At 67.2% G+C, this 19,501-nt stretch carries 15 protein-coding genes; 6 read left to right on the top strand and 9 right to left on the bottom strand.

All coding sequences use genetic code 11. The features are described from left to right. Positions 1-248: 248 nt before the first annotated feature. Together ACEN9G_RS30015 and ACEN9G_RS30010 are read left to right on the top strand one after the other, a co-directional pair. A complete protein-coding gene (locus ACEN9G_RS30015; protein ID WP_413341258.1) occupies positions 249-1,871 on the top strand; it encodes a T6SS immunity protein Tli4 family protein in 1,623 nt (540 codons plus the stop codon). 27 nt (positions 1,872-1,898) lie between these two features. Further along, positions 1,899-4,277, top strand: coding sequence for a DNA internalization-related competence protein ComEC/Rec2 (locus tag ACEN9G_RS30010; protein WP_483127445.1), 2,379 nt, complete (start codon positions 1,899-1,901; stop codon positions 4,275-4,277). On the opposite strand, the gene ACEN9G_RS30005 is transcribed toward ACEN9G_RS30010, so the two are convergent. Further along, on the bottom strand, positions 4,278-5,744 hold the full coding sequence (locus tag ACEN9G_RS30005; RefSeq protein ID WP_483127444.1) for a sensor histidine kinase: 1,467 nt from the start codon (positions 5,742-5,744) through the stop codon (positions 4,278-4,280). It lies immediately after the preceding gene. A 2-nt stretch (positions 5,745-5,746) separates the two neighbouring features. Beyond that, positions 5,747-6,433, bottom strand: a complete 687-nt coding sequence (locus tag ACEN9G_RS30000; protein ID WP_413346126.1) for a response regulator — start codon at positions 6,431-6,433, stop codon at positions 5,747-5,749. Between the two features lie 135 nt (positions 6,434-6,568). On the opposite strand from ACEN9G_RS30000, the gene ACEN9G_RS29995 reads away from it, so the two are divergent. The 3 genes from ACEN9G_RS29995 (at position 6,569) to dcd (ending at position 8,579) form a co-directional block, all read left to right on the top strand. Next, positions 6,569-7,048 (top strand): Spy/CpxP family protein refolding chaperone, encoded by a 480-nt coding sequence (locus ACEN9G_RS29995; protein ID WP_483127443.1) that lies wholly within the window; start codon positions 6,569-6,571, stop codon positions 7,046-7,048. Positions 7,049-7,131: 83 nt separating this feature from the next. Beyond that, a complete protein-coding gene (locus tag ACEN9G_RS29990; RefSeq protein ID WP_483127442.1) occupies positions 7,132-7,968 on the top strand; it encodes an alpha/beta fold hydrolase in 837 nt (278 codons plus the stop codon). Between the two features lie 44 nt (positions 7,969-8,012). Further along, on the top strand, positions 8,013-8,579 hold the full coding sequence (gene dcd, locus ACEN9G_RS29985) for a dCTP deaminase (RefSeq protein WP_056131857.1): 567 nt from the start codon (positions 8,013-8,015) through the stop codon (positions 8,577-8,579). A gap of 101 nt (positions 8,580-8,680) precedes the next feature. Here the strand turns inward: dcd and ACEN9G_RS29980 are convergent, their stop codons facing one another. Continuing rightward, entirely contained in the window at positions 8,681-10,936 is a 2,256-nt protein-coding gene (locus tag ACEN9G_RS29980; protein WP_413340132.1) for an Orn/Lys/Arg family decarboxylase, read from the bottom strand. A 263-nt stretch (positions 10,937-11,199) separates the two neighbouring features. Here ACEN9G_RS29980 and ACEN9G_RS29975 point away from each other — a divergent pair, with 263 nt between their 5' ends. Then, a complete protein-coding gene (locus tag ACEN9G_RS29975) occupies positions 11,200-11,697 on the top strand; it encodes an Rv1443c family protein (protein WP_413340134.1) in 498 nt (165 codons plus the stop codon). A gap of 41 nt (positions 11,698-11,738) precedes the next feature. Here the strand turns inward: ACEN9G_RS29975 and ACEN9G_RS29970 are convergent, their stop codons facing one another. From ACEN9G_RS29970 to ACEN9G_RS29945, 6 genes are all read right to left on the bottom strand, one after another. Further along, positions 11,739-12,227 (bottom strand): dihydrofolate reductase, encoded by a 489-nt coding sequence (locus ACEN9G_RS29970; protein WP_413340136.1) that lies wholly within the window; start codon positions 12,225-12,227, stop codon positions 11,739-11,741. Positions 12,228-12,241: 14 nt separating this feature from the next. Beyond that, the gene (thyA, locus tag ACEN9G_RS29965; protein WP_413340138.1) at positions 12,242-13,036 is read right to left on the bottom strand and encodes a thymidylate synthase; all 795 of its coding nucleotides are present in this window, start codon (positions 13,034-13,036) and stop codon (positions 12,242-12,244) included. A 36-nt stretch (positions 13,037-13,072) separates the two neighbouring features. Then, the gene (locus tag ACEN9G_RS29960; protein WP_413340140.1) at positions 13,073-14,167 is read right to left on the bottom strand and encodes a threonine aldolase family protein; all 1,095 of its coding nucleotides are present in this window, start codon (positions 14,165-14,167) and stop codon (positions 13,073-13,075) included. Between the two features lie 196 nt (positions 14,168-14,363). Continuing rightward, positions 14,364-16,376, bottom strand: coding sequence for a methyl-accepting chemotaxis protein (locus ACEN9G_RS29955; protein WP_413340141.1), 2,013 nt, complete (start codon positions 16,374-16,376; stop codon positions 14,364-14,366). A 155-nt stretch (positions 16,377-16,531) separates the two neighbouring features. Further along, the gene (locus ACEN9G_RS29950; protein WP_413340143.1) at positions 16,532-18,355 is read right to left on the bottom strand and encodes an ABC transporter transmembrane domain-containing protein; all 1,824 of its coding nucleotides are present in this window, start codon (positions 18,353-18,355) and stop codon (positions 16,532-16,534) included. Between the two features lie 57 nt (positions 18,356-18,412). After that, entirely contained in the window at positions 18,413-19,501 is a 1,089-nt protein-coding gene (locus tag ACEN9G_RS29945) for a lipocalin-like domain-containing protein (protein ID WP_413340145.1), read from the bottom strand.

The raw sequence follows: 19,501 nt of genomic DNA, 5'->3' as shown, positions 1-19,501 counted from the left end.
CCAGTATGCAGGTCAGGTGAGGTAATGTTTGACACCGGTAGGTTTGACGACAGGACTGCGCTCGAGCGGCAGTCGCCACGATCGTTAGCCTTCGACCCTGTCGTCAAGCTGGTGTCGATGTTGCCATGACGCGAACGAGGAAGCGCGGATGGCGAGAGCTCATCGTATTGTGCGCAGCTCTCGCCTGTGCGGGAACCTGGGCCGCCGGTCAGGTCCGCAGCATACGAGACAGATCCGAGGTGGCAAAAATGACCGAACAGATGAAAACGGTATGTGTCGGACGCTACTTGGTCGATGTGCCGAGCGAGGCAGAAACGAGCCTTTCCGGGGAAATGATATCCGGATTCTCGATCGATACGGTCGAAGAAAGCGAGGCGGCGTTTCGGGCACGGGTCAACACACGAGAGTCCGCCATAGCCGCGCAAGAAAACGATGCGGACCCGGCCCGGGCAGGGGGGATGATCGAAGCACGCGATCTACGAATTGCCGGAATGATTGGGCGCGCGCTCGAATATGGCAGGGATCGCACCTATGGATTCGAGGGTGGGCGTCGTGTCGATGTCGAATGGGTAGCGGTGGAGGTCCATGCTCACCTGGAAGGGGTTAGTTTTACCCTGTCGAAAAAAGTTGCCAATGAGGGCGACGCAAGATTGGCTGAAGCATTATTGACGCGCCTGCACGTGCGTGGCAGCGACGACATCCCGGCGTTTCCAGGGTTTTGTGTCTGGCGCGGCGTATTCGCGGAGCCGCTGCCTGAGCATACGAACGAACACGTCGTCTTTCATCTCGGCCTGCCAGGCCATCCTGACATGGGGCTGGCTCTCAGCAGCGTCGCGGGCGGCCACGTCGACGACGGGTTGCTCGAGCGCGTCGCTCTCGCGGATGCAGAAGCGAGTGCCGACGAGATGCTGCGTGTAACTAAGATACGTTCGGGCAAACGCAACATCAACGGAATCGAGGGTGAAGAGGTCCTCGAGCGCGTGCGCGAACTGAATTTTACGACCGGCTATGGCTTCATGTGGGAGGCCGGTGGGGGCGTCGACGATTTGTTGCAGCCACATCTGTTGCTGAACATGGAGACAGGCACCAACCCGCGTCCGGGCGGTAAGCCAGTCGACTCCAGCCTGCACGAAGACGCCGTTCTGGCCCTATGGGACAGTATCTCGTCCAGCATCCGCTTGCGCAAGTCCGGCCCGGCGCCGGCGGCCGAGCCTCCACCTGAACCGCCCGGACCGGCGCTGGGTGCATTGGCTTCGGCCGGGGAGGTCTGTCCACAGTCAGGCTGGTGGAAATGCCGTGAGGGCGGACCCGGTGTGGATGTGCAAGGCGGTGCAGTCCAGTGGATTCGCAAAGGCGACCGCATGCCGCAGGCGTTGCTGTTACCGCGGCAGACCCTGTGGCAAAAGCTGCGTGGCCTCCAGCCGAGCATCGAACCGTCGCGGCCGACCATGTGGAGACTGGTCGACAAGCGCCTGCGGCCGCGTACGCCTACGCTGGTTACGCTTGCCCCGCCCGGACCGGTCAGTGCCGCCCTGGAAGACGACGCCGTCCACGCACCGGCAGCGGCACTCGGCGCGAACGTCCGGACCGGCGAGGTCTGTCCCGCCAGCGGCTGGTGGCGCTGCGGAGAGACGCATGCCCTCGACGGGACACGCTGGTTTCCCCGTGGGAGCACGCTTCCGGCTGCGACGTTCCAGATACCGGTCGGCATATTCGGCCGTTCTGCCGGTCCGGAGGTGATCCAGCGGCGCAGTAGCTGGCAACTGATGCGCCTTGCCGAAGCCGAATGTGTCGCGCTTCTTGCCGATTCCGGGCAGGAGGCGCAAGACGGCATGGCGCCGCCCGCGGTCGGGCCGTCGCGGCTTGCGTGAGGGCTGCCGGCTCCCGGCCCGCCTGCCATGCGCAGCTTCATCCTGGGCTTCGTCGCCGGCGTCACGTACCTGCAAACCAGCGCCACGCTGCCGACATCCGGCCGGATGGCTATCGGCGCAGCCACGGCACTCTTCGTGCTGGCCTGCGCCGCCATGATCCGCTCCCCGCCGGCACGCATCATCGCGCTCGCCGCCGCCGGCCTGCTGTCCGGCTACGCGTGGGCCGCCTTCCTGGCCCAGGCGACGCTGTCGGCGGAGCTGGCCAGGCGCGACGAGGGCCGCGACGTGCGGGTCGTCGGGATCGTCGAGACGCTGCCCTACCGCTTCGACCAGGGCGTCCGCTTCGATTTCCGCGTGGAGCGCACCATCGATGACCAGGTACGCGTGCCTTCCCACATCGCGCTGTCGTGGTACCAGGGCCGCTATGGCATACGCCAGGCCGTGGGCGACGTCCAGCCAGGCCAGCGCTGGCAATTGACGGTGCGCCTGCAGCACCCGCACGGCAACGCGAATCCGGGCGGATTCGATTACGAAGCGTGGCTGCTGGAACAGGGCGTGCGCGCCACCGGCTATGTGCGGGCCGACGACGGCAACCGGCTGCTGGACGCGTTCGTGGCCGGTCCCGGCGCGGTCGTCGAGCGCGTCCGCGCGGCGCTGCGCGCGCGCATCCAGGCGGCGCTCGCGGGACGCACGTACGCGGGCGTGATCGTGGCGCTCGTGATCGGCGACCAGCGCGGCATCGAGCAGGCCGACTGGCAGGTGTTCAACCGCACCGGCATCGGCCACCTCATTTCGATCTCGGGCCTGCACATCACGATGATCGCGGGACTCGCCGCGTGGGCCATGTCGGCGCTGTGGCGCCGCTCGTTCTTCACCGATGCGCGCCTGCCGCTGCGGCTGCCGGCACAGAAGGCCGCCGCGCTGGCCGGCACCACCGTCGCCTTCCTCTACGTGCTGCTGGCCGGCTTCGGCGTGCCGGCACAACGCACCCTGTACATGCTGTCCGTCGTCGCGCTCGCATTGTGGATGGGGCGTCTCGCGGCCGTGTCGCACGTGCTGTGCGCGGCGCTCGCGGTCGTCGTGCTGCTCGATCCGTGGGCCGTGCTGTGGCCGGGGTTCTGGCTGTCGTTCGGGGCCGTGGCCGTCATCCTGTTCGCGGGTCATGGCCGCATCGGGCCCCCGCCCGCGGGTCCGCGCGGCGCGCTGCTGCTGGCCGGCCGGACGCAATGGGCCGTCACGGCCGGGCTGGTGCCGTTGACGTTGCTGTTGTTCGGGCAGGTGTCGATCGTGAGCCCGGTCGCGAACGCGGTGGCGATCCCGCTCGTCAGCTTCGTCGTGACGCCGCTCGCGCTGGCCGGCAGCCTGGTGCCCGGACCGCCGGGCGACTGGCTGCTCCTGCTCGCGCACTGGACGGTGGAGATGCTCGCCTGGCTGCTGCGGCTGATGGCCGGCTGGCCCGGCGCCGTGTGGCGCGCGCCGGCACCGCAGGCGTGGGTGTTCGCGCTCGGACTCGGCGGCATCCTGTGGCTGCTGATGCCGCGCGGCTGGCCGCACCGCTGGGCCGGGGCCGTCGCGCTGCTGCCGATGCTGCTGCAGCTCCCGGACCATCCCCGCGACAACACCTTTCGCGTGACCGCGTTCGACGTGGGGCAGGGCATGGCGCTGCTCGTCGAAACGGAGCGGCACCGCCTGCTGTACGACACGGGCCCCGCGTACGCCCCGGGCGCGGACGGCGGCAGCCGCGTGATCCTGCCGTACCTGCGGATGCGCGGCATCGCCACGCTCGACGGGATCGTCGTCAGCCATGGCGACACGGACCACACGGGCGGCGCGCTGGCGGTGCTGGAAGGCGTCGGCGCCGGCTGGCTCGCCTCGTCGCTGCCCGCCGATCACGCCATCGTCCGCGCGGCGCCGCGCCACGTGCGCTGCAGCGCCGGCCAGCATTGGGAATGGGACGGCATCGCGTTCGACATGCTGCATCCGACGCCGGCCAGCTACGATGACGCGCACCTGAAGACGAATGCCCGCAGCTGCACGCTCCGTATCAGCAACGGCCGGCGCACGGTGCTGCTGGCCGGCGACATCGAGGCTGCGCAGGAAGCGGCGCTGGTCGAGCGCGCCCCGGATCGCCTGCGCGCGGACGTCCTGCTGGCGCCGCACCACGGCAGCGGCACGTCGTCCACGCTGGCCTTCCTGCAGGCCGTGCGGCCGGAAGTCGCGGTGTTCCAGGTCGGATACCGCAATCGCTACCACCACCCGAAGCTGGAGGTGTATGAGCGTTACGGTGCGCTCGGGGTCGAGCGACTCAGGACGGACGACGCGGGCGCGCTGGTGCTGGACTTCGGCGAGGACGTGGCCTGGCGCAGCTACCGCACCGACCACGCGCGCTATTGGTACGGGCGCTGATCAGACCACGCGCGGCAGCGTGATCGTGACCCGCAAGCCGCCTTCGGCCCGGTTGGCGGCCGAGATCCGTCCGCCATGCGTCTCCACGACCCGCTTGGCGATCGCGAGACCGAGCCCGTGGCCGTCGACGTTGTTGCGCGTGGGGTTGGAGCGGAAGAAGGGTTCGAACACGTCGCCCAGGTGTTCGGACGCGATGCCGGGTCCCTTGTCGAGGACTTCGATGTGAACGAGGCCGCCGTCCGGATGCACGCGGACGTCCACGGGGCCGCCCGGACCGTGCTTGACGGCGTTGCGCACGATGTTTTCGACGGCGCTCCACAGCAGGTCCGGGGCGCCGCGCACCGTGACCGGTTCCGGCGCGTCGACGTCCACCACCGCGCCGGCTTCGAAGCGGGCGTCGTCGGCGATCTGGTCGACCATCTCGACGAGGTCCACGGGTTCGGTGGCGGGCAACGTGGTCGCCGCTTCCAGGCGCGACAAGGTCAGCAGCTCGCCGACGAGGCGGTCCATGCGCACGCTCTCGCGTTCGATGCGTTCGAGCGACGCCTGCAGCCGGTCCGGCCGCTGGTGCGCGAGGCCGATGGCGGCCTGCAGGCGCGCGAGCGGCGAGCGCAGTTCGTGCGAGACGTCGTGCAGCAGGCGGCGCTGGCCGTCCATCAGCGCGCGCAGCTGGGCGCTCATGCGGTCGAAATCGTGGCCCAGTTCCGCGAGCTCGTCGCCGATGAGGCGCGGCGCCGCGTGGGCGAACCTGGGCGCGAGGTCGCCCGCTGCGGCGGCATCGAAGGCGCGCTGCAGGGCGCGGATCGGGCGCGAGAAATACCAGGCGAGGAGGGCGGCGAACAACAGGCTGGCCAGCGTGGCGGCGACGATCGGCAGCCAGGGCCCCACGTGGCGGCCGAATTCGGGCGGCAGGCCGAACCAGCCGCCGCCTGGACCGCCGGGGCCGCCGGGTGCGCCGTCCGTGCGCGCGCCCGGTCCGCCATCGCCCGGGCCTGCCACTTGTGGCCCGCCGCCCGGCCCGGTGCCGAAGCCGCGAGGAGGTGGACCGTCCATGCCCGGCATATGCCATGCGCGCGAAGCGAAGGCCGTGTAGCGGCGGCCGTCGGCGCTCGTCAGCTGGGCGACGGCGTGCGTGTGGCCGTCGCCGTTCAGGTTGCGCTCGACTTCCTCGCGCAGCCTGGCGGGCACGGGCCGGCCGAGCAGTTCATGACCCTGTTCGTCGAGCACATACAAATGCATGCGGCGGCTGCCGGCGGCGAGGTCGCGCAAGGCGTCGACACCGCCGTGCTTCAGCGTCGCGGCGGCAGCGTCCAGCATGATCGTGGCGGGCGGACTCTTGTCGAGCGTGGGTTCGCCGCCGCGCTGGCGCGCCTGGTCGCGCAGCCACAAGGTGCCGCCGACGCCGATCGTGGCGGCCACCTGGGCCAGCAGGATGGACAGGAAGAACTTCCAGAACAGCCGGCCCATCGCTACTCGCGGATCAGCTGGTAGCCGAGACGGTAGACGGTCTGCAGGCAGGAACGCCCGTCGGACAGCGTGCCCAGTTTATGGCGCAGGCTCGACAGGTGGACGTCGATGTTGCGGTCGAAGCGGGCCAGCGGGCGGCCCAGGCCCTGCTCCGAGAGGTCGTTCTTGCTGACCGGGCGGCCGGCGTTGCGCGCCAGGACTTCGAGCAGGTTGAATTCGGTGCTGGTCAGGTCCAGCGGCTGGCCGTCCCACGTGGCGCGGCGCTGCTCCGGCAGCATCGTCAGCTTGCCGACGGTGAGCGTGATGCCGGGACCGTCGTTGGGCGAGCTTTGCGTGCGGCGCAGGATGGCGCGCACGCGCGCCGTCAGTTCGCGCGGCGTGCAGGGTTTCGTGACGTAGTCGTCGGCGCCCAGTTCGAGGCCGAGGATGCGGTCGGCGTCGTCGCCGCGCCCCGTCAGCATCAGGATCGGCATGCGGCTGGCGGCGCGGATGCGGCGCAGCGTCTCGATGCCGTTCATGCGGGGCATCATCACGTCGAGGACGGCGATCGCGTACTCGCCGGTCAGCGCTTCGCGCGCGCCCGTCTCGCCGTCGTGGGCGCAGGCGACGCGAAAGCCTTCCTGTTCCAGGTATTCGGAAAACATGCCGACCAGTTCGGTGTCGTCGTCGATAAGCAGGACTTGGTTCATGCTCGCATCTTAGCGCAGCGCGACTGTGCCGGCCACGACCGCCGCCGGCTCTTTACGCGCTTTTACACGCCGACAACACGCCTTAACATCGAGACAATCGAAAATGGCGTCTCCGAACAAAAAAGGATGACAGACATGAAATTCACAAGCCTTTCCGCGGCAGCCGCGCTGCTCGCCGCCTGCCTTGCCGCCACCCCGGCCTTCGCGGCCGGCGAACCGGATGCGCCGCCGTCCGCCGGCCAGCGCGGTCCCGGCGGCGACCACGAGCGGGGCCCGGGCATGCCCTTCGGCCACGTTCCGCTGCACCGCCTGAAGCTGACGGAAGCCCAGCAGGACAAGGTGTTCGCCATCATGCACGCCCAGGAGCCGCAGCGCCGCGACTACGACAAGGCGATCCGCAAGGCGCACGAAGGGTTGCGCGAACTGGGCCGCGCCGACAGGTTCGACGAGGCCAGGGCCGGCGCGCTGTCGCGCGACCTCGGCCAGGCGGTGGCGGCCCAGGCGCTGCTGCGGGCACGCACCGACGCGCAGATCCAGGCCGTGCTGACGCCGGAGCAGCGCGAGCAGCTGAGCCAGCACCGCATGCGCGGACACGATGAGGGCGAGCGGCCGTAGGCGTTTCCCTCTAAATACTTGGAGATAATGACATTACAATGGGTGTTGTCTTTACTACGCGGTGCCGCGTCATCCCATTCCCGATGTCCAAGCCTTTACTCCATTTCACCCACGGGAACAGCTACCCGTCCGGTTCGTACGGCCGCCTGCTGGACGAGTTGCGCCGCGATTTCGACGTGCGGACGACGGACATGCTGGGCCACGATCCGCGCTTTCCCGTGCGCGACAACTGGCACACGCTGATCGACGAGCTGATCGCGCAGCTCGAGGGGTACGGCCGGCCGGCGATCCTCGTCGGCCATTCGCTGGGCGGCGCCGTCGGCATGCTGGCGGCGCACCGGCGGCCGGACCTGGTGCGCTGCGTGGTGATGCTGGATTCGCCCGTCGTCGCGGGCTGGCGGGCGTGGGTGTGGCGGTTCGCGAAGATGCTCGGACTGCGCATGCGGCTGTCGCCGGGGAACGTGGCCCGGCGCCGGCGCAACGTGTGGCCGTCGCGTGCGGCGGCCTTCGAACATTTCATGGCAAAACCCGTGTTCCAGGCGTGGGCGCCGGGTGCCCTCGACGATTACCTGGAGCACGGCCTGACACCGCATGCCGAGGGCGTGCAACTCCGGTTCGACCGCGACGTCGAAGCGGCGATCTACAGCACGCTGCCGCACGACATGGACCGGGTGCTGCGCGCACCTTTCCCCGTGCCCGTCGGCTTCATCGCGGGGACGGATTCCACGGAGCTGCGCCAGGCTGGCCTGGACGGGACGCGCCGGCTGGTCGGCGACAATCTCGTCACGATCGAAGGCACGCACCTGTATCCGATGGAGAAGCCGGCGCTGACGGCGCAGCTGACGCGCGAGATGATCGCGCGGCTGCTGGCGCAGGCCGAGGAAAAAAAGGCCGGTCGTCCGGCCGCGCTTTTCGCGTAAAATTGCGGGATTGTTATTCCCCTTTTTAGAGAAGACCCCCAGCGATGAGTATCAAGAGCGACAAATGGATCCGCCGAATGGCGGAAGAACACGGCATGATCGAACCGTTCTCGCCGAAACAGGTGCGCGAGACGGACGGCCGCAAGATCATTTCGTGGGGCACGTCCTCGTACGGCTACGACATCCGCTGCGCCGACGAATTCAAGGTGTTCACGAACATCAACAGCACCATCGTCGACCCGAAGAACTTCGATTCGAACTCGTTCGTCGACGTGAAGAGCGACGTGTGCATCATCCCGCCGAACTCCTTCGCGCTGGCCCGCACGATCGAGTACTTCAAGATCCCGCGCAACGTGCTGACCGTCTGCCTGGGCAAGTCGACCTATGCGCGCTGCGGCATCATCGTCAACGTGACGCCGTTCGAGCCGGAGTGGGAAGGCTATGTGACCCTGGAGTTTTCGAACACGACGCCGCTGCCGGCGAAGATCTATGCCGGCGAAGGCTGCGCGCAGGTGCTGTTCTTCGAGAGCGACGAGGTCTGCGAGACGTCGTACAAGGACCGCGGCGGCAAGTACCAGGGCCAGCACGGCGTGACGCTGCCGAAGGCCTGATAGGTTGAAGACGTAAAAAAACAAGGAGGCCGAGGCCTCCTTTTTGCGTTCGTGGCACGCGGCCGCATCGTGGGCACGGGGTGCCCACCGAGCGCCAGCGATCAGTCCTGCTTCACGCAGTCGACGAAGTATCCCAGCTTCCCGTCGACCTCGCGCTTGACGAGACCATGCACGTCCGTCTCGAAGCCCGGGAACCGCTCGTTGAAGTCGCGCGCGAAGCGCAGGTAGTCGACGATGGTCTTGTTGAAGCGCTCGCCCGGGATCAGGAGCGGGATGCCCGGCGGGTAGGGCGTCAGCAGGATCGCGGTGATGCGGCCTTCCAGTTCCTCGATCGCCACGCGTTCGATCTCGCGGTGCGCCATCTTCGCGAAGGCGTCCGACGGCTTCATCGCCGGGATCATGTCCGACAAATACATCTCGGTCGTCAGGCGGGCGACGTCGCGCGATTTGTAGAAGTCGTGGATCTGCTGGCACAGGTCGCGCAGGCCCCACGATTCGTAGCGCGGGTTCGCGGCCGTGAACTCCGGCATGATGCGCCACATCGGCTGGTTGCGGTCGTAGTCGTCCTTGAACTGCTGCAGGGCGGTGACGAGCGTGTTCCAGCGGCCTTTCGTGATGCCGATCGTGAACATGATGAAGAACGAGTAGAGGCCGCACTTCTCGATGATCACGCCGTGCTCGGCGAGGTACTTGGTGACGATCGACGCCGGGATGCCGGAGGTGCCGAACGAGCCGTCCAGCGACAGGCCCGGGGTGACGACCGTCGCCTTGATCGGGTCGAGCATGTTGAAGCCTTCGGCCAGCCTGCCGAAGCCGTGCCAGTCGTCGTCCGCGTGGATCATCCAGTCGGCCTGCGTGCCGATGCCTTCCTCGCTCGTGACCTGCGGGCCCCACACCTTGAACCACCAGTCGTCGCCGTAGTCCTCGTCGACCTTCTGCATCGCGCGGCGGAAGTCCAGCGCTTCGTAGATCGATTCCTCGACGAGCGCGGTGCCGCCCGGCGCTTCCATCATCGCGGCCGCAACGTCGCACGACGCGATGATCGAGTACTGCGGCGACGTCGACGTGTGCATCAGGTACGCCTCGTTGAACGCGTCCTGGTCCAGCGCGACGGTCTCGGATTCGCGCACGAGCACCTGCGACGCCTGCGACAGGCCCGCCAGCAGCTTGTGCGTGGACTGCGTCGAGAAGATCATCGACTGCTTTGCGCGCGGGCGGTCGCGGCCGATCGCGTGCATGTTGCGGTAGAAGTCGTGGAACGTCGCGTGCGGCAGCCAGGCTTCGTCGAAGTGCAAGGTGTCGATCTCGCCGTCCAGCAGTTCGCGCAAGGTCTCGACGTTGTAGACGACGCCGTCGTACGTCGATTGCGTGATCGTCAGGATGCGCGGCTTCTTGTTCTTCGCCTCGCGGGCGAACGGGTTCGCTTCGATCTTCCGGCGGATCGACTCCGGCGAGAATTCTTCCAGCGGGATCGGGCCGATGATGCCGAGGTTGTTCCGGGTCGGCATCAGGAACACGGGGATCGCGCCGCACATGATGATCGAGTGCAGGATCGATTTATGGCAGTTGCGGTCGACGACGACGATGTCGCCCGGCGCCACGGTCGAATGCCACACCATCTTGTTCGACGTCGAGGTGCCGTTCGTGACGAAGTAGCAGTGGTCGGCGTTGTAGATGCGCGCGGCGTTGCGCTCCGACTTCGCGACGGGGCCGGTGTGGTCCAGCAGCTGGCCCAGTTCCTCGACGGCGTTGCAGACGTCGGCGCGCAGCATGTTCTCGCCGAAGAACTGGTGGAACATCTGGCCGATCGGCGATTTCAGGAACGCGACGCCGCCCGAGTGGCCGGGGCAGTGCCAGGAGTACGAACCGTCGTTGGCGTAGTTGACGAGCGCGCGGAAGAACGGCGGCGCCAGGCTGTCCAGGTAGGCTTTCGCTTCGCGGATGATGTGGCGCGCGACGAATTCCGGCGTGTCCTCGAACATGTGGATGAAGCCGTGCAGCTCCTTCAGGATGTCGTTCGGGATGTGGCGGCTCGTGCGGGTCTCGCCGTAGATGTAGATCGGGATGTCCGAGTTCTTGTGGCGGATCTCCTGCACGAACGCGCGCAGGCCGCTCAATGCGAAATTGGTCTCCTCGATGGTGCCGCCGCCGAATTCCTCGTCGTCGATCGACAGTACGAAGGCGGAAGCGCGCGACTGCTGCTGGGCGAACTGCGACAGGTCGCCATAGCTGGTCAGGCCGAGCACTTCCATGCCTTCTTTTTCCATCGCGGCCGCAAGCGCGCGAATGCCGAGACCGGAGGTGTTCTCGGAACGGAAATCCTCGTCAATGATGACGATTGGGAAACGAAATTTCATGGACAGCTCCAAAGCGAAGCGCCGTGCGCGCCGCTATCCGGGAGGGAAGGCGGCCGGGCACGGCACCGGAAAAATGAAGAAGCGGATTTTCGCAGAAATCGCGGGGTCCCGTGCAAAAATTTTTAATAGGTTAGCTACACGGGGCAGATTGTGGCGCACTCTTGTGTAAACGGGATGACGGAGCTGCCGCTGCGTTAAGGGATTAACGGAAGCGGGCACCCGGCGGGCATACAGTGGAGACTCTTTTTGTAGCCGAGGCCATCATGTCCACCGTCCGCGTCCAGTTGGAAAGCAACGTCCCCCGTTCGCCCGCCGAGCTGTGGGACTGGAGTACGTCGGTCGAGGGCGTCGTGACCGAGATGGGACCGGTCCTGAAGCTCGATTTCCCCGAGGGGATGACGCACATCCCGCGCGACGGCAGCAACCTCGGGCGGCCGCTGGGCGATTACCGGTTCCTGCTGTTCGGCGTCGTGCCGGTCGATCTGTCGCGGCTGACCTTTACCGAGATGGAGCCGGGCCGCCGCTTCGTCGAGCAGTCGCCGCTGCTGTCGATGAAGAGCTGGCGGCACGAACGGATCATCACGCCGTCCCCGGACGGTTCGAAAGTCGTCGACCGCCTGGAATTCACGCCGCGCTTCGCCGGCCCCATCGTCGGCTGGATCATCGAGCGCTTCTTCCGCCACCGCCACGCGGTGCTGAAGAAGCACTATCGCGAGCGCCGCTCAGTGGCCAGAGGCCGGGCGGCGTGTTCGACCGCGTGATCGTGCGGTCCGTGTACGTGACAACCGTGTCCGGACATGTGTTACTTGACTTTGTCGTAGGTGACGATGGCGTAGTCGACGCCGGCCGTCGGCGAGTGCAGGGGTTCGCTCGACACGGCGGCCCACTGCGCGCTGTCGATCTCCGGGAAGAACGTGTCGCAGCGGTAGGCCTTGTCGATGTGCGTGACGACCAGGCGGTCCGCGATGTGCATCGCCTCCGCGAAGATCTGCGCGCCGCCGATGATGCTGGCCGAATCGTTGCCGACGAGGGCGACTGCATCGGCCAGCGAATGCACGACGTCCACGCCGTCGTGGCCCCAGCCGGCGTTGCGCGTGACGACGATGTTGCGGCGGCCCGGCAGCGGGCGGCCGATCGATTCGAACGTCTTGCGGCCCATGATGATCGGGTGGCCGAGGGTCACGCGCTTGAAGTGCGCGAGGTCCTCGGGCAGGTGCCAGGGCAGCTGGTTGTCGACGCCGATGCCGCGGTTGGCATCCATCGCGACGACGAGGGACAGATGATGAGCCATGCGAACCTCCTTGCTTACACGGCGACCGGCGCCTTGATGGCCGGATGCGGGTCGTAGCCGACGATCTCGAAGTCTTCGAATTTGTAGTCGAACAGCGAGTCGGGCTTGCGGTGGATGACCAGCCTGGGCAGCGGACGCTCCTCGCGCGACAGCTGCAGCTCGACCTGTTCCATGTGGTTCGAGTACAGGTGGCAGTCGCCGCCCGTCCACACGAAGTCGCCGACATCCAGGCCGGCCTGCTGCGCCATCATGTGCGTGAGCAGCGCGTACGACGCGATGTTGAACGGGACGCCGAGGAAGATGTCGGCACTGCGCTGGTACAACTGGCACGACAGCTTGCCGTCCGCGACATAAAACTGGAACAGCGCGTGGCACGGCGGCAGCTTCATCTTCGGCACGTCGGCCACGTTCCAGGCCGACACGATCATGCGGCGCGAGTCCGGATTATTCCTGATCTGGTCCATGACCTGCGTGATCTGGTCGATGTGCTCGCCCGCGGGCGTCGGCCAGCTGCGCCACTGGTAACCGTAGATGGGACCGAGGTCGCCGTTGGCGTCCGCCCACTCGTCCCAGATCGAGACGCCGTTTTCCTTCAGGTACGCGATGTTGGTGGAGCCGGCGAGGAACCAGATCAGTTCATGGATGATCGACCGCAGGTGCAGCTTCTTGGTGGTGACGAGCGGGAAGCCCTCCTGCAGGTCGAAGCGCATCTGGTGGCCGAACACGGAACGGGTGCCGGTGCCGGTGCGGTCGGTCTTGACCGTGCCATGGTCCAGCACATGGCGCATCAGGTCGTGGTATTGGCGCATCGGTGGGCTCGAGGAAAGGTTGAAAACCCGCGCATTTTAACCGATGCCGCGCTCCACCGCCGCTGCCAGCAGCGCCACGGCTTCGCGCACGCGGCCGTCGGGCGTGTCGAGCAGATTGTCGCCCACGTACAGCTCGAAGAACGAGGTGTCCGGCAGTATGCCGTGATTGACGCGGTTGAACGGCCAGATGCCGTGGTCGCGCGCCAGTTCGCGGCGGATCTCCAGCGCGCGTTCGCGGCTCACGGGCAGGTGGACGTGCAGCATGTTGGCCTGCGGCCGGGCGGGATTCGCGCGCAGCACCGGGTGGTCGCGCAGTACGTCGAACAGGAAGCGCGTGCGTTCGAAGTAAGCGGGCATCGCGGCCAGTCGCTGCTCGAACTGCATCGCGGCGGCAACCACGTACGGCGAACGGTGGATCACGTTGCCGCCCTGGCGCTTGAACCATTCGGCCGCCTGCGCGACGAATTCGCGGTTCCCGGCCAGCATGGCGCCGCCGAGCCCGCCGATGCCCTTGTACAGCGACGTGTAGACGGTGTCGAAACCGGCCGCGATCTCGGCCACCGGGCGGCCATAGCCGGCCGCCGCTTCCCACAGGCGCGCGCCGTCCATGTGCAGGTGGATGCCGCGCGCGCGGCAGTGCGCCTTGATGGCCTGCAGGTCGTCCCACGCCGACAACTGGCCGCCGATCTCGCGCATCGGGATCTCGAGCGCGACGGCGGACACGCGGTCGGGAATGCCCGTGATGTCGGCGGCCGTCCATGGACGATACGGGTCGCCCGTGCGCAGCGCGTCGAAATGGCCCAGCAACTGGTAATTGGATCGCTCGTGGACGAAGATGTGGGCGGTCGGATGCAGCGCCACGGGTGCGCGTCCGCGCGCGTCGGCGGCGAGGCGCAAGGCCGTTACCTGCGTGAGCGTGCCGCTGATGCAGAACACGGCGGCCTCGAAGCCGAGGACTTCGGCCACGCGGGCCTCGAAGCCCTGGATCAGGGCGCCGTCGCCGTACGTGTCGTGGGCGATGCCGTTGGCGTCGCACCAGGCGGCCATCGCGGCGAACATCTCCGCCGGGGTGCGGGCGCGGTGGCCGGGGAAGACGGTGGTGCAGCGGGCGAGCAGTTCGGTGTCGGTCAAGGTGCGCTCCTGGAAGGTGGCGCTACTCTACACCGAAGAGGATAGAGGTGAAAGGGCGACGGTCGTCGCTAAATCGTCATCCCCGCGCAGGCGGGGATCCAAGTTCTGCAGCCGTAGCCCGAGAAATTGGGTCCCCGCCTTCGCGGGGACGACGGTGATTGGGTCCCCGCCTTCGCGGGGACGACGGTGGTTTGAGTTAGTACTGCGCGAGCGCGAGGCGCTTCGTGTCCTGCTGCTGGTCCAGCTTGAACAACCTTACCGAGCGCGCCAGCTGGTCGGCCTGTTCCTGCATGGCCTGGGCGGCCGCGCTGGCTTCCTCGACGAGGGCAGCGTTCTGCTGGGTGACCTGGTCCATCTCGCCGATCGAGCGGTTGATGTGCTCGATGCCGGTGCTCTGCGCCGCATTGGCCGTGCTGATGCGGGCCATGATGGCGGTGACCTTCTCGGCGCTGGCCAGCACTTCGTTCATCGTGACGCCCGCTTCCTGCACGATGCGGCTGCCCGTATCCACTTCCGTCGTCGACGCGACGATCAGGCCCTTGATCTCCTTCGCCGCGGCGGCACTGCGCTGGGCGAGATTGCGCACCTCGGTGGCCACGACGGCGAAGCCGCGGCCCTGTTCGCCGGCGCGCGCGGCTTCCACGGCCGCGTTGAGGGCGAGGATATTGGTCTGGAACGCGATGCCGTCGATGACGCCGATGATGTCGCCGATCTTGCCGGACGACGCCTTGATCGTGTCCATCGTGTCGATCACTTCGCGCACCATGCGGCCGCCTTCCTGCGCCACCATCGACGTGTTCACCGCGAGCTGGTTCGCTTCGTGGGCATCGCCGGCGTTGCGGCGCACGGTCTCCGTCAGGTCCTGCATCGAGTTCACGGTGGACGCCAGGTTGGCGGCCTGCTGCTCGGTGCGCGAGCACAGGTCCAGGTTGCCGCTCGAGATTTCGCCGGAGGCGTTGGCGATCTGCTCGGCGCCGCTGCGCACCTGGCCGACGACGGTCGACAGGCTGCCGCTGATGTTGTTCATGGCTTCGGCCAGCAGGCCGATCTCGTCGCTGCGGTCGACAGGGATGCGCACGGTGAGGTCGCCCTCGGCGATGCGGACGGCGGCGTCGCGGGCCCGTACGAGCGGCCGGGTGACGGTGCGCTTCATCACGGTGTGCAGGATCGCCGCGAAGATCGCCAGCGCCACGAGGCCGATGACGATGTAGCGGTTGCGCAGGCTCGCCGCTTCCTTCGTGATCTCGTCCTCGTACGTGCCGCCGGCGATCATCCAGTTCCAGTCCTTGAACAGCGTGTAGGCGGCGACTTTCGTGCGCGGGCTCGTCTCGCCCGCTTCCGCGTTCTGCCACGGGTACTGGATCAGGCCGTGCTTCGTTTCCAGCATCTCCCTGATGAATTCGCGGCCGCTCGCATCCTTGCTGGCGAGGATGTTCTTGCCTTCCTTGACGGGGTGGACGATCAGGTCGCCGTAGGTCTTGCCGGGCGTTGCGTCGAGCACGTAGTAATAGCCCGTGTCGCCCACCTTCATCTTCTTGATGCGGTCGCGCAGCGCGGCGATGTTGGCGTCGACGTCGAGGCCGACGTACAGGATGCCGATCACCTTGCCGGACGCGTCGCGCACCGGTTCGTAGTCCGTCATGAACTGCTTGCCGAACAGCTTCACCAGGCCGACGTAGGGTTTGCCGGCGCGGATCGCGGCATACGCGGGGCTCTCGTGGGCGAGGATCGTGCCGACGGCGCGGTCGCCGTTTTCCTTCTTGACCGACGTGCTGATGCGCACGAAGTCGTCGCCGCTCGCCACGAAGATCGTCGCGTTGCCGCCGGTCTGGTGCGTGAAGCGGTCGGGGAACGTGAAGTCGAGGTTCAGGGGCTTTCCGTTCGATGTCAGCGTCGGCACCTGCTTGTCGCCGACGGCAACGACCGCGTCAGGGTCCAGCGCGAACTCGCCTTCGAAATCCGTGGCGAAGATGCGGCCGAAGCTCGTGGCCTGGCTTTTCATCACGTTGTCGAACATCTCGACGGCGTTGACGACGCTCTGCAGCTCGGAGTTGACGTTGGCGATCGCGCGGGCATGCAGCATCGACGACGTCGTCCAGGTGATGGTGAAGACGAGGCCGGCGAGGATGACGGAGACGAGGGCGAACGAGAAGGCCGTGATCTTTGATCCGACCGTCAGGTTCGCGACGCTGAACGATTTCTTGTTCATGAAGATAGGGGATAAGCTGACGTTGCGCTATGGTACGTCAGGTATCCCCTGGGAAACAAAATTGTGTCGTCTTTTCGACGTGTTCATGCAACAAAATCGTGCCGGGACGGCATGAATCGTTACGTAAACACCCTCGGCGTTGTCGCCCCGCTAACTCAATGTTCGACTTGCACGTTATGGAACTGTAAAGCCGCCAGGTTCGCGTAGATGCCGCCGAGCGCGACCAGCGATGCATGCGTGCCCGTCTCGACGATGCGCCCGTCCTCCATCACGATGATGCGGTCGGCCCGCTGCACGGTGGCCAGGCGGTGCGCGATGATGAGCGTCGTGCGGCCGACCATCGCCGCTTCCAGTGCGCGCTGCACGAGGCGTTCCGACTCCGCGTCGAGGGCGCTCGTCGCTTCGTCCAGCAGCAGCAGCGGGGGATTCTTGAGCAGCGCCCGCGCGATGGCGATGCGCTGGCGCTGGCCGCCCGACAGGCGCACGCCGCGCTCGCCCAGGTACGACTGGTAGCCCTGCGGCAGGCGTTCGATGAATTCGTGGGCCGCGGCCAGCTTCGCGGCGGCGATCACTTCTTCGTCCGTCGCGTCGGCGCGGCCGTAGCGGATGTTTTCCAGCGCGTTCGCGGAGAAGATCACGGTATCCTGCGGGACGATGCCGATGGCGCCGCGCAGCACGTGCAGGTCGAGGTCGCGGATGTCCACGCCATCGAGGCGGATCGAGCCCGCCTGCGGGTCGTAGAAGCGCAGCAGCAGCTGGAACAGGGTGGTCTTGCCGGCGCCGGACGGGCCGACGACGGCCACCGTCTCGCCGGGTTTTACATCGAGGCTCACGTGGTCCAGCGCCGCCGTCTCGGGCCGCGACGGGTAAGAGAACTGGACGTTCGCGAGATTCAGGGCGGCACCGCCGGCCGTGCGGTTCGGCAGCGGCGTCGGGTGCGCGGGGTTGCGGATGTCGGAGCGGACGGCCAGAAGTTCCAGCAGGCGCTCGGTGGCGCCGGCCGCACGCTGGGCCTCGCCCATCACTTCGGACAGCGCGCCGATGGCGCCGGACACGATCGACGCGTACAGGATGAACTGCCCCAGGTCGCCGCCCGTCATGGCGCCTTCCAGGACGGCGTGCGCGCCCAGCCACAGCACGAACACGATGGCGCCGAAGACCAGCGCGATCGCGAGCATCGTCAGGACGGCGCGGGCGCGGATGCGCCGCATCGCCGTCGCGAACGCGCCTTCGACGGACGCGCCGAACCGCCGGGCTTCGATCTTCTCGTGGGTGAAGGCCTGCACGGTGGGCATGGCGTTGAGGATCTCGCCGGCGATGGCCGACGCGTCGGCGATGCGGTCCTGCGAATCGCGCGACAGCTTGCGCACGCGCCGGCCGAACAGCACGATCGGCACGACGACCAGCACCAGCAGGCCGAGGATGATGGACGTGAGCTTCGCGCTCGTCACGAACAGCATCGCGAGGCCGCCGATGAACAGTAACGTGTTGCGCAGCGCGAGCGAGATGCTCGTGCCGACGACGGTCTGGATCAGCGTGGTGTCGGTCGTCAGGCGCGACAGCACCTCGCCCGTGCGCGTCGTCTCGAAGAATTCGGGACTCTGTTCGACGACGTGGCGGTAGACGGCGCTGCGGATGTCCGCCGTCACGCGCTCGCCGAGCCACGACACCGTGTAGTAGCGCGCGGCCGTCGCGACCGCGAGCACGGCGGCCACGCCGAACAGCGCGAGGAACGTGGCGTTGACGCTGGCGGCATTCGACGCACCCCCCTTCGCGCCGAAGCCGTGGTCGATCATCTGCTTGAAGGCTGCGGGAATCGCCAGCGTGGCGCTGGCCGCGACGAGCAGGGCGATGCCGGCGAACAGGAACTGGCGGCGGTACGGCCGCAGGAAGGGCAGCAGGCCTTTCAATGCGGCGAGGGCGCCCTTGCGCGAGGTGGTGTCGTTGGTTGGGGTGGCGCTGGTGGAACCGTTGGTCATGTCGTCTTCGTTGTTCGTCGTTCGTATTCTTCTGGGTGCTTACAGCTTCATGGCCGCTTATAGCTTCATCGCCGATACATAGCCGGTCAGTTCGAGGTAGCCCCTTCCGGCGGCCCGGCCGTCGCGCTGCACGGTGACGGCACCCTCCCAGTACACGGCGCCGGTCGACCGGCGCGAATCCAGTTCCTGGTCCGGCTGCAGCGGCTCGATCTGCCATTGCGTCGTCCCTGTGGCGAGGAGCGTCGCCACCGGGTAGGCGGCGTTCGTGCGGGGCGAGGTCCAGCTCCGTTGCGGCATGAAGCGGACCTGGTCCGGACCGTATTGCGTCACCTTGCCGGCGCCGTCGCGCCAGGTTGCGTGGGCCCACAGTGTACTACCATCCCTGGCACGGATCCGGAAGGCCATCAGCGCGCCGCCGTCGTCGAGGTTGACGCCGATCCAGTCCCAGCCCGCGGCGTTGGGGTCCAGCACCTGGCTGGACCATTCGTGGTCGAGCCATGCGGTGCCCGTCACGGCCTGCCTGCGGCCCGCGTGAACGACGTCGCCGTCGACCTGCAGATGCGGCTCGCTATAGTAATAGCTGGCGTGGCCCGCCTTTGGCCCCTTTTGCGAAAAGCCGGCCTCGCCCTGCGGCAGTACCGGTTGCGTGGGCGTGAGCCGCAACGTGAACGACAGCTCGCCGGAACGCACGACGACGCGGTAGCGGCCGTCCGGTTCGCGCCGCATGCTCCAGTCGTCGAGTTTTACGTCCGTCGTGCCCGTGTCGGCGTAGGCGAGCCCGAAGCCGGCGCGCGCGCTTCTCTGGTCGTGCACGAGGTGGCCGAGCGCCGGATCGGACAGCGCGGCGTGGCCGATGATCAGCTGCTTCGGTGCGAACGCGCTCGGGTTGGCCGGATCCGTCTCCGTGCGGCTGCGGAAGAACGTGACCTGGAAACCGAGCGGCTTGCCGTCGGGCGTCTTGAGCCAGCCGGTCGCGTACCACCATTCCGTCCGGTAGTCCGGATGGGCGCCGTAGTCGGCCGGGAACGTCAGCGTACGTCCCGGCGTGACGGGCGCAAAAATGGGTGCAGGCGCGGGCGGTGCCGCGTGGACGCACGTCGCGACGAGCCACGGCAGCACGATACGCAATATAAAACGCAGCAACAT

The organism is Massilia sp. Masssp94 (assembly GCF_059491305.1).
Note: the sequence above shows the minus strand (reverse complement) of the source record. Positions and strands in the feature narration are given on the sequence as shown.

Bases quoted from the DNA above. Each gene is read 5' to 3' on its own strand.
- ACEN9G_RS30015 (WP_413341258.1), top strand. From the start codon at position 249: ATGACCGAACAGATGAAAACGGTATGTGTCGGACGCTACTTGGTCGAT.
- ACEN9G_RS30010 (WP_483127445.1), top strand. From the start codon at position 1,899: ATGCGCAGCTTCATCCTGGGCTTCGTCGCCGGCGTCACGTACCTGCAA.
- ACEN9G_RS30005 (WP_483127444.1), bottom strand. From the start codon at position 5,744: ATGGGCCGGCTGTTCTGGAAGTTCTTCCTGTCCATCCTGCTGGCCCAG.
- ACEN9G_RS30000 (WP_413346126.1), bottom strand. From the start codon at position 6,433: ATGAACCAAGTCCTGCTTATCGACGACGACACCGAACTGGTCGGCATG.
- ACEN9G_RS29995 (WP_483127443.1), top strand. From the start codon at position 6,569: ATGAAATTCACAAGCCTTTCCGCGGCAGCCGCGCTGCTCGCCGCCTGC.
- ACEN9G_RS29990 (WP_483127442.1), top strand. From the start codon at position 7,132: ATGTCCAAGCCTTTACTCCATTTCACCCACGGGAACAGCTACCCGTCC.
- dcd (WP_056131857.1), top strand. From the start codon at position 8,013: ATGAGTATCAAGAGCGACAAATGGATCCGCCGAATGGCGGAAGAACAC.
- ACEN9G_RS29980 (WP_413340132.1), bottom strand. From the start codon at position 10,936: ATGAAATTTCGTTTCCCAATCGTCATCATTGACGAGGATTTCCGTTCC.
- ACEN9G_RS29975 (WP_413340134.1), top strand. From the start codon at position 11,200: ATGTCCACCGTCCGCGTCCAGTTGGAAAGCAACGTCCCCCGTTCGCCC.
- ACEN9G_RS29970 (WP_413340136.1), bottom strand. From the start codon at position 12,227: ATGGCTCATCATCTGTCCCTCGTCGTCGCGATGGATGCCAACCGCGGC.
- thyA (WP_413340138.1), bottom strand. From the start codon at position 13,036: ATGCGCCAATACCACGACCTGATGCGCCATGTGCTGGACCATGGCACG.
- ACEN9G_RS29955 (WP_413340141.1), bottom strand. From the start codon at position 16,376: ATGAACAAGAAATCGTTCAGCGTCGCGAACCTGACGGTCGGATCAAAG.
- ACEN9G_RS29950 (WP_413340143.1), bottom strand. From the start codon at position 18,355: ATGACCAACGGTTCCACCAGCGCCACCCCAACCAACGACACCACCTCG.
- ACEN9G_RS29945 (WP_413340145.1), bottom strand. From the start codon at position 19,501: ATGTTGCTGCGTTTTATATTGCGTATCGTGCTGCCGTGGCTCGTCGCG.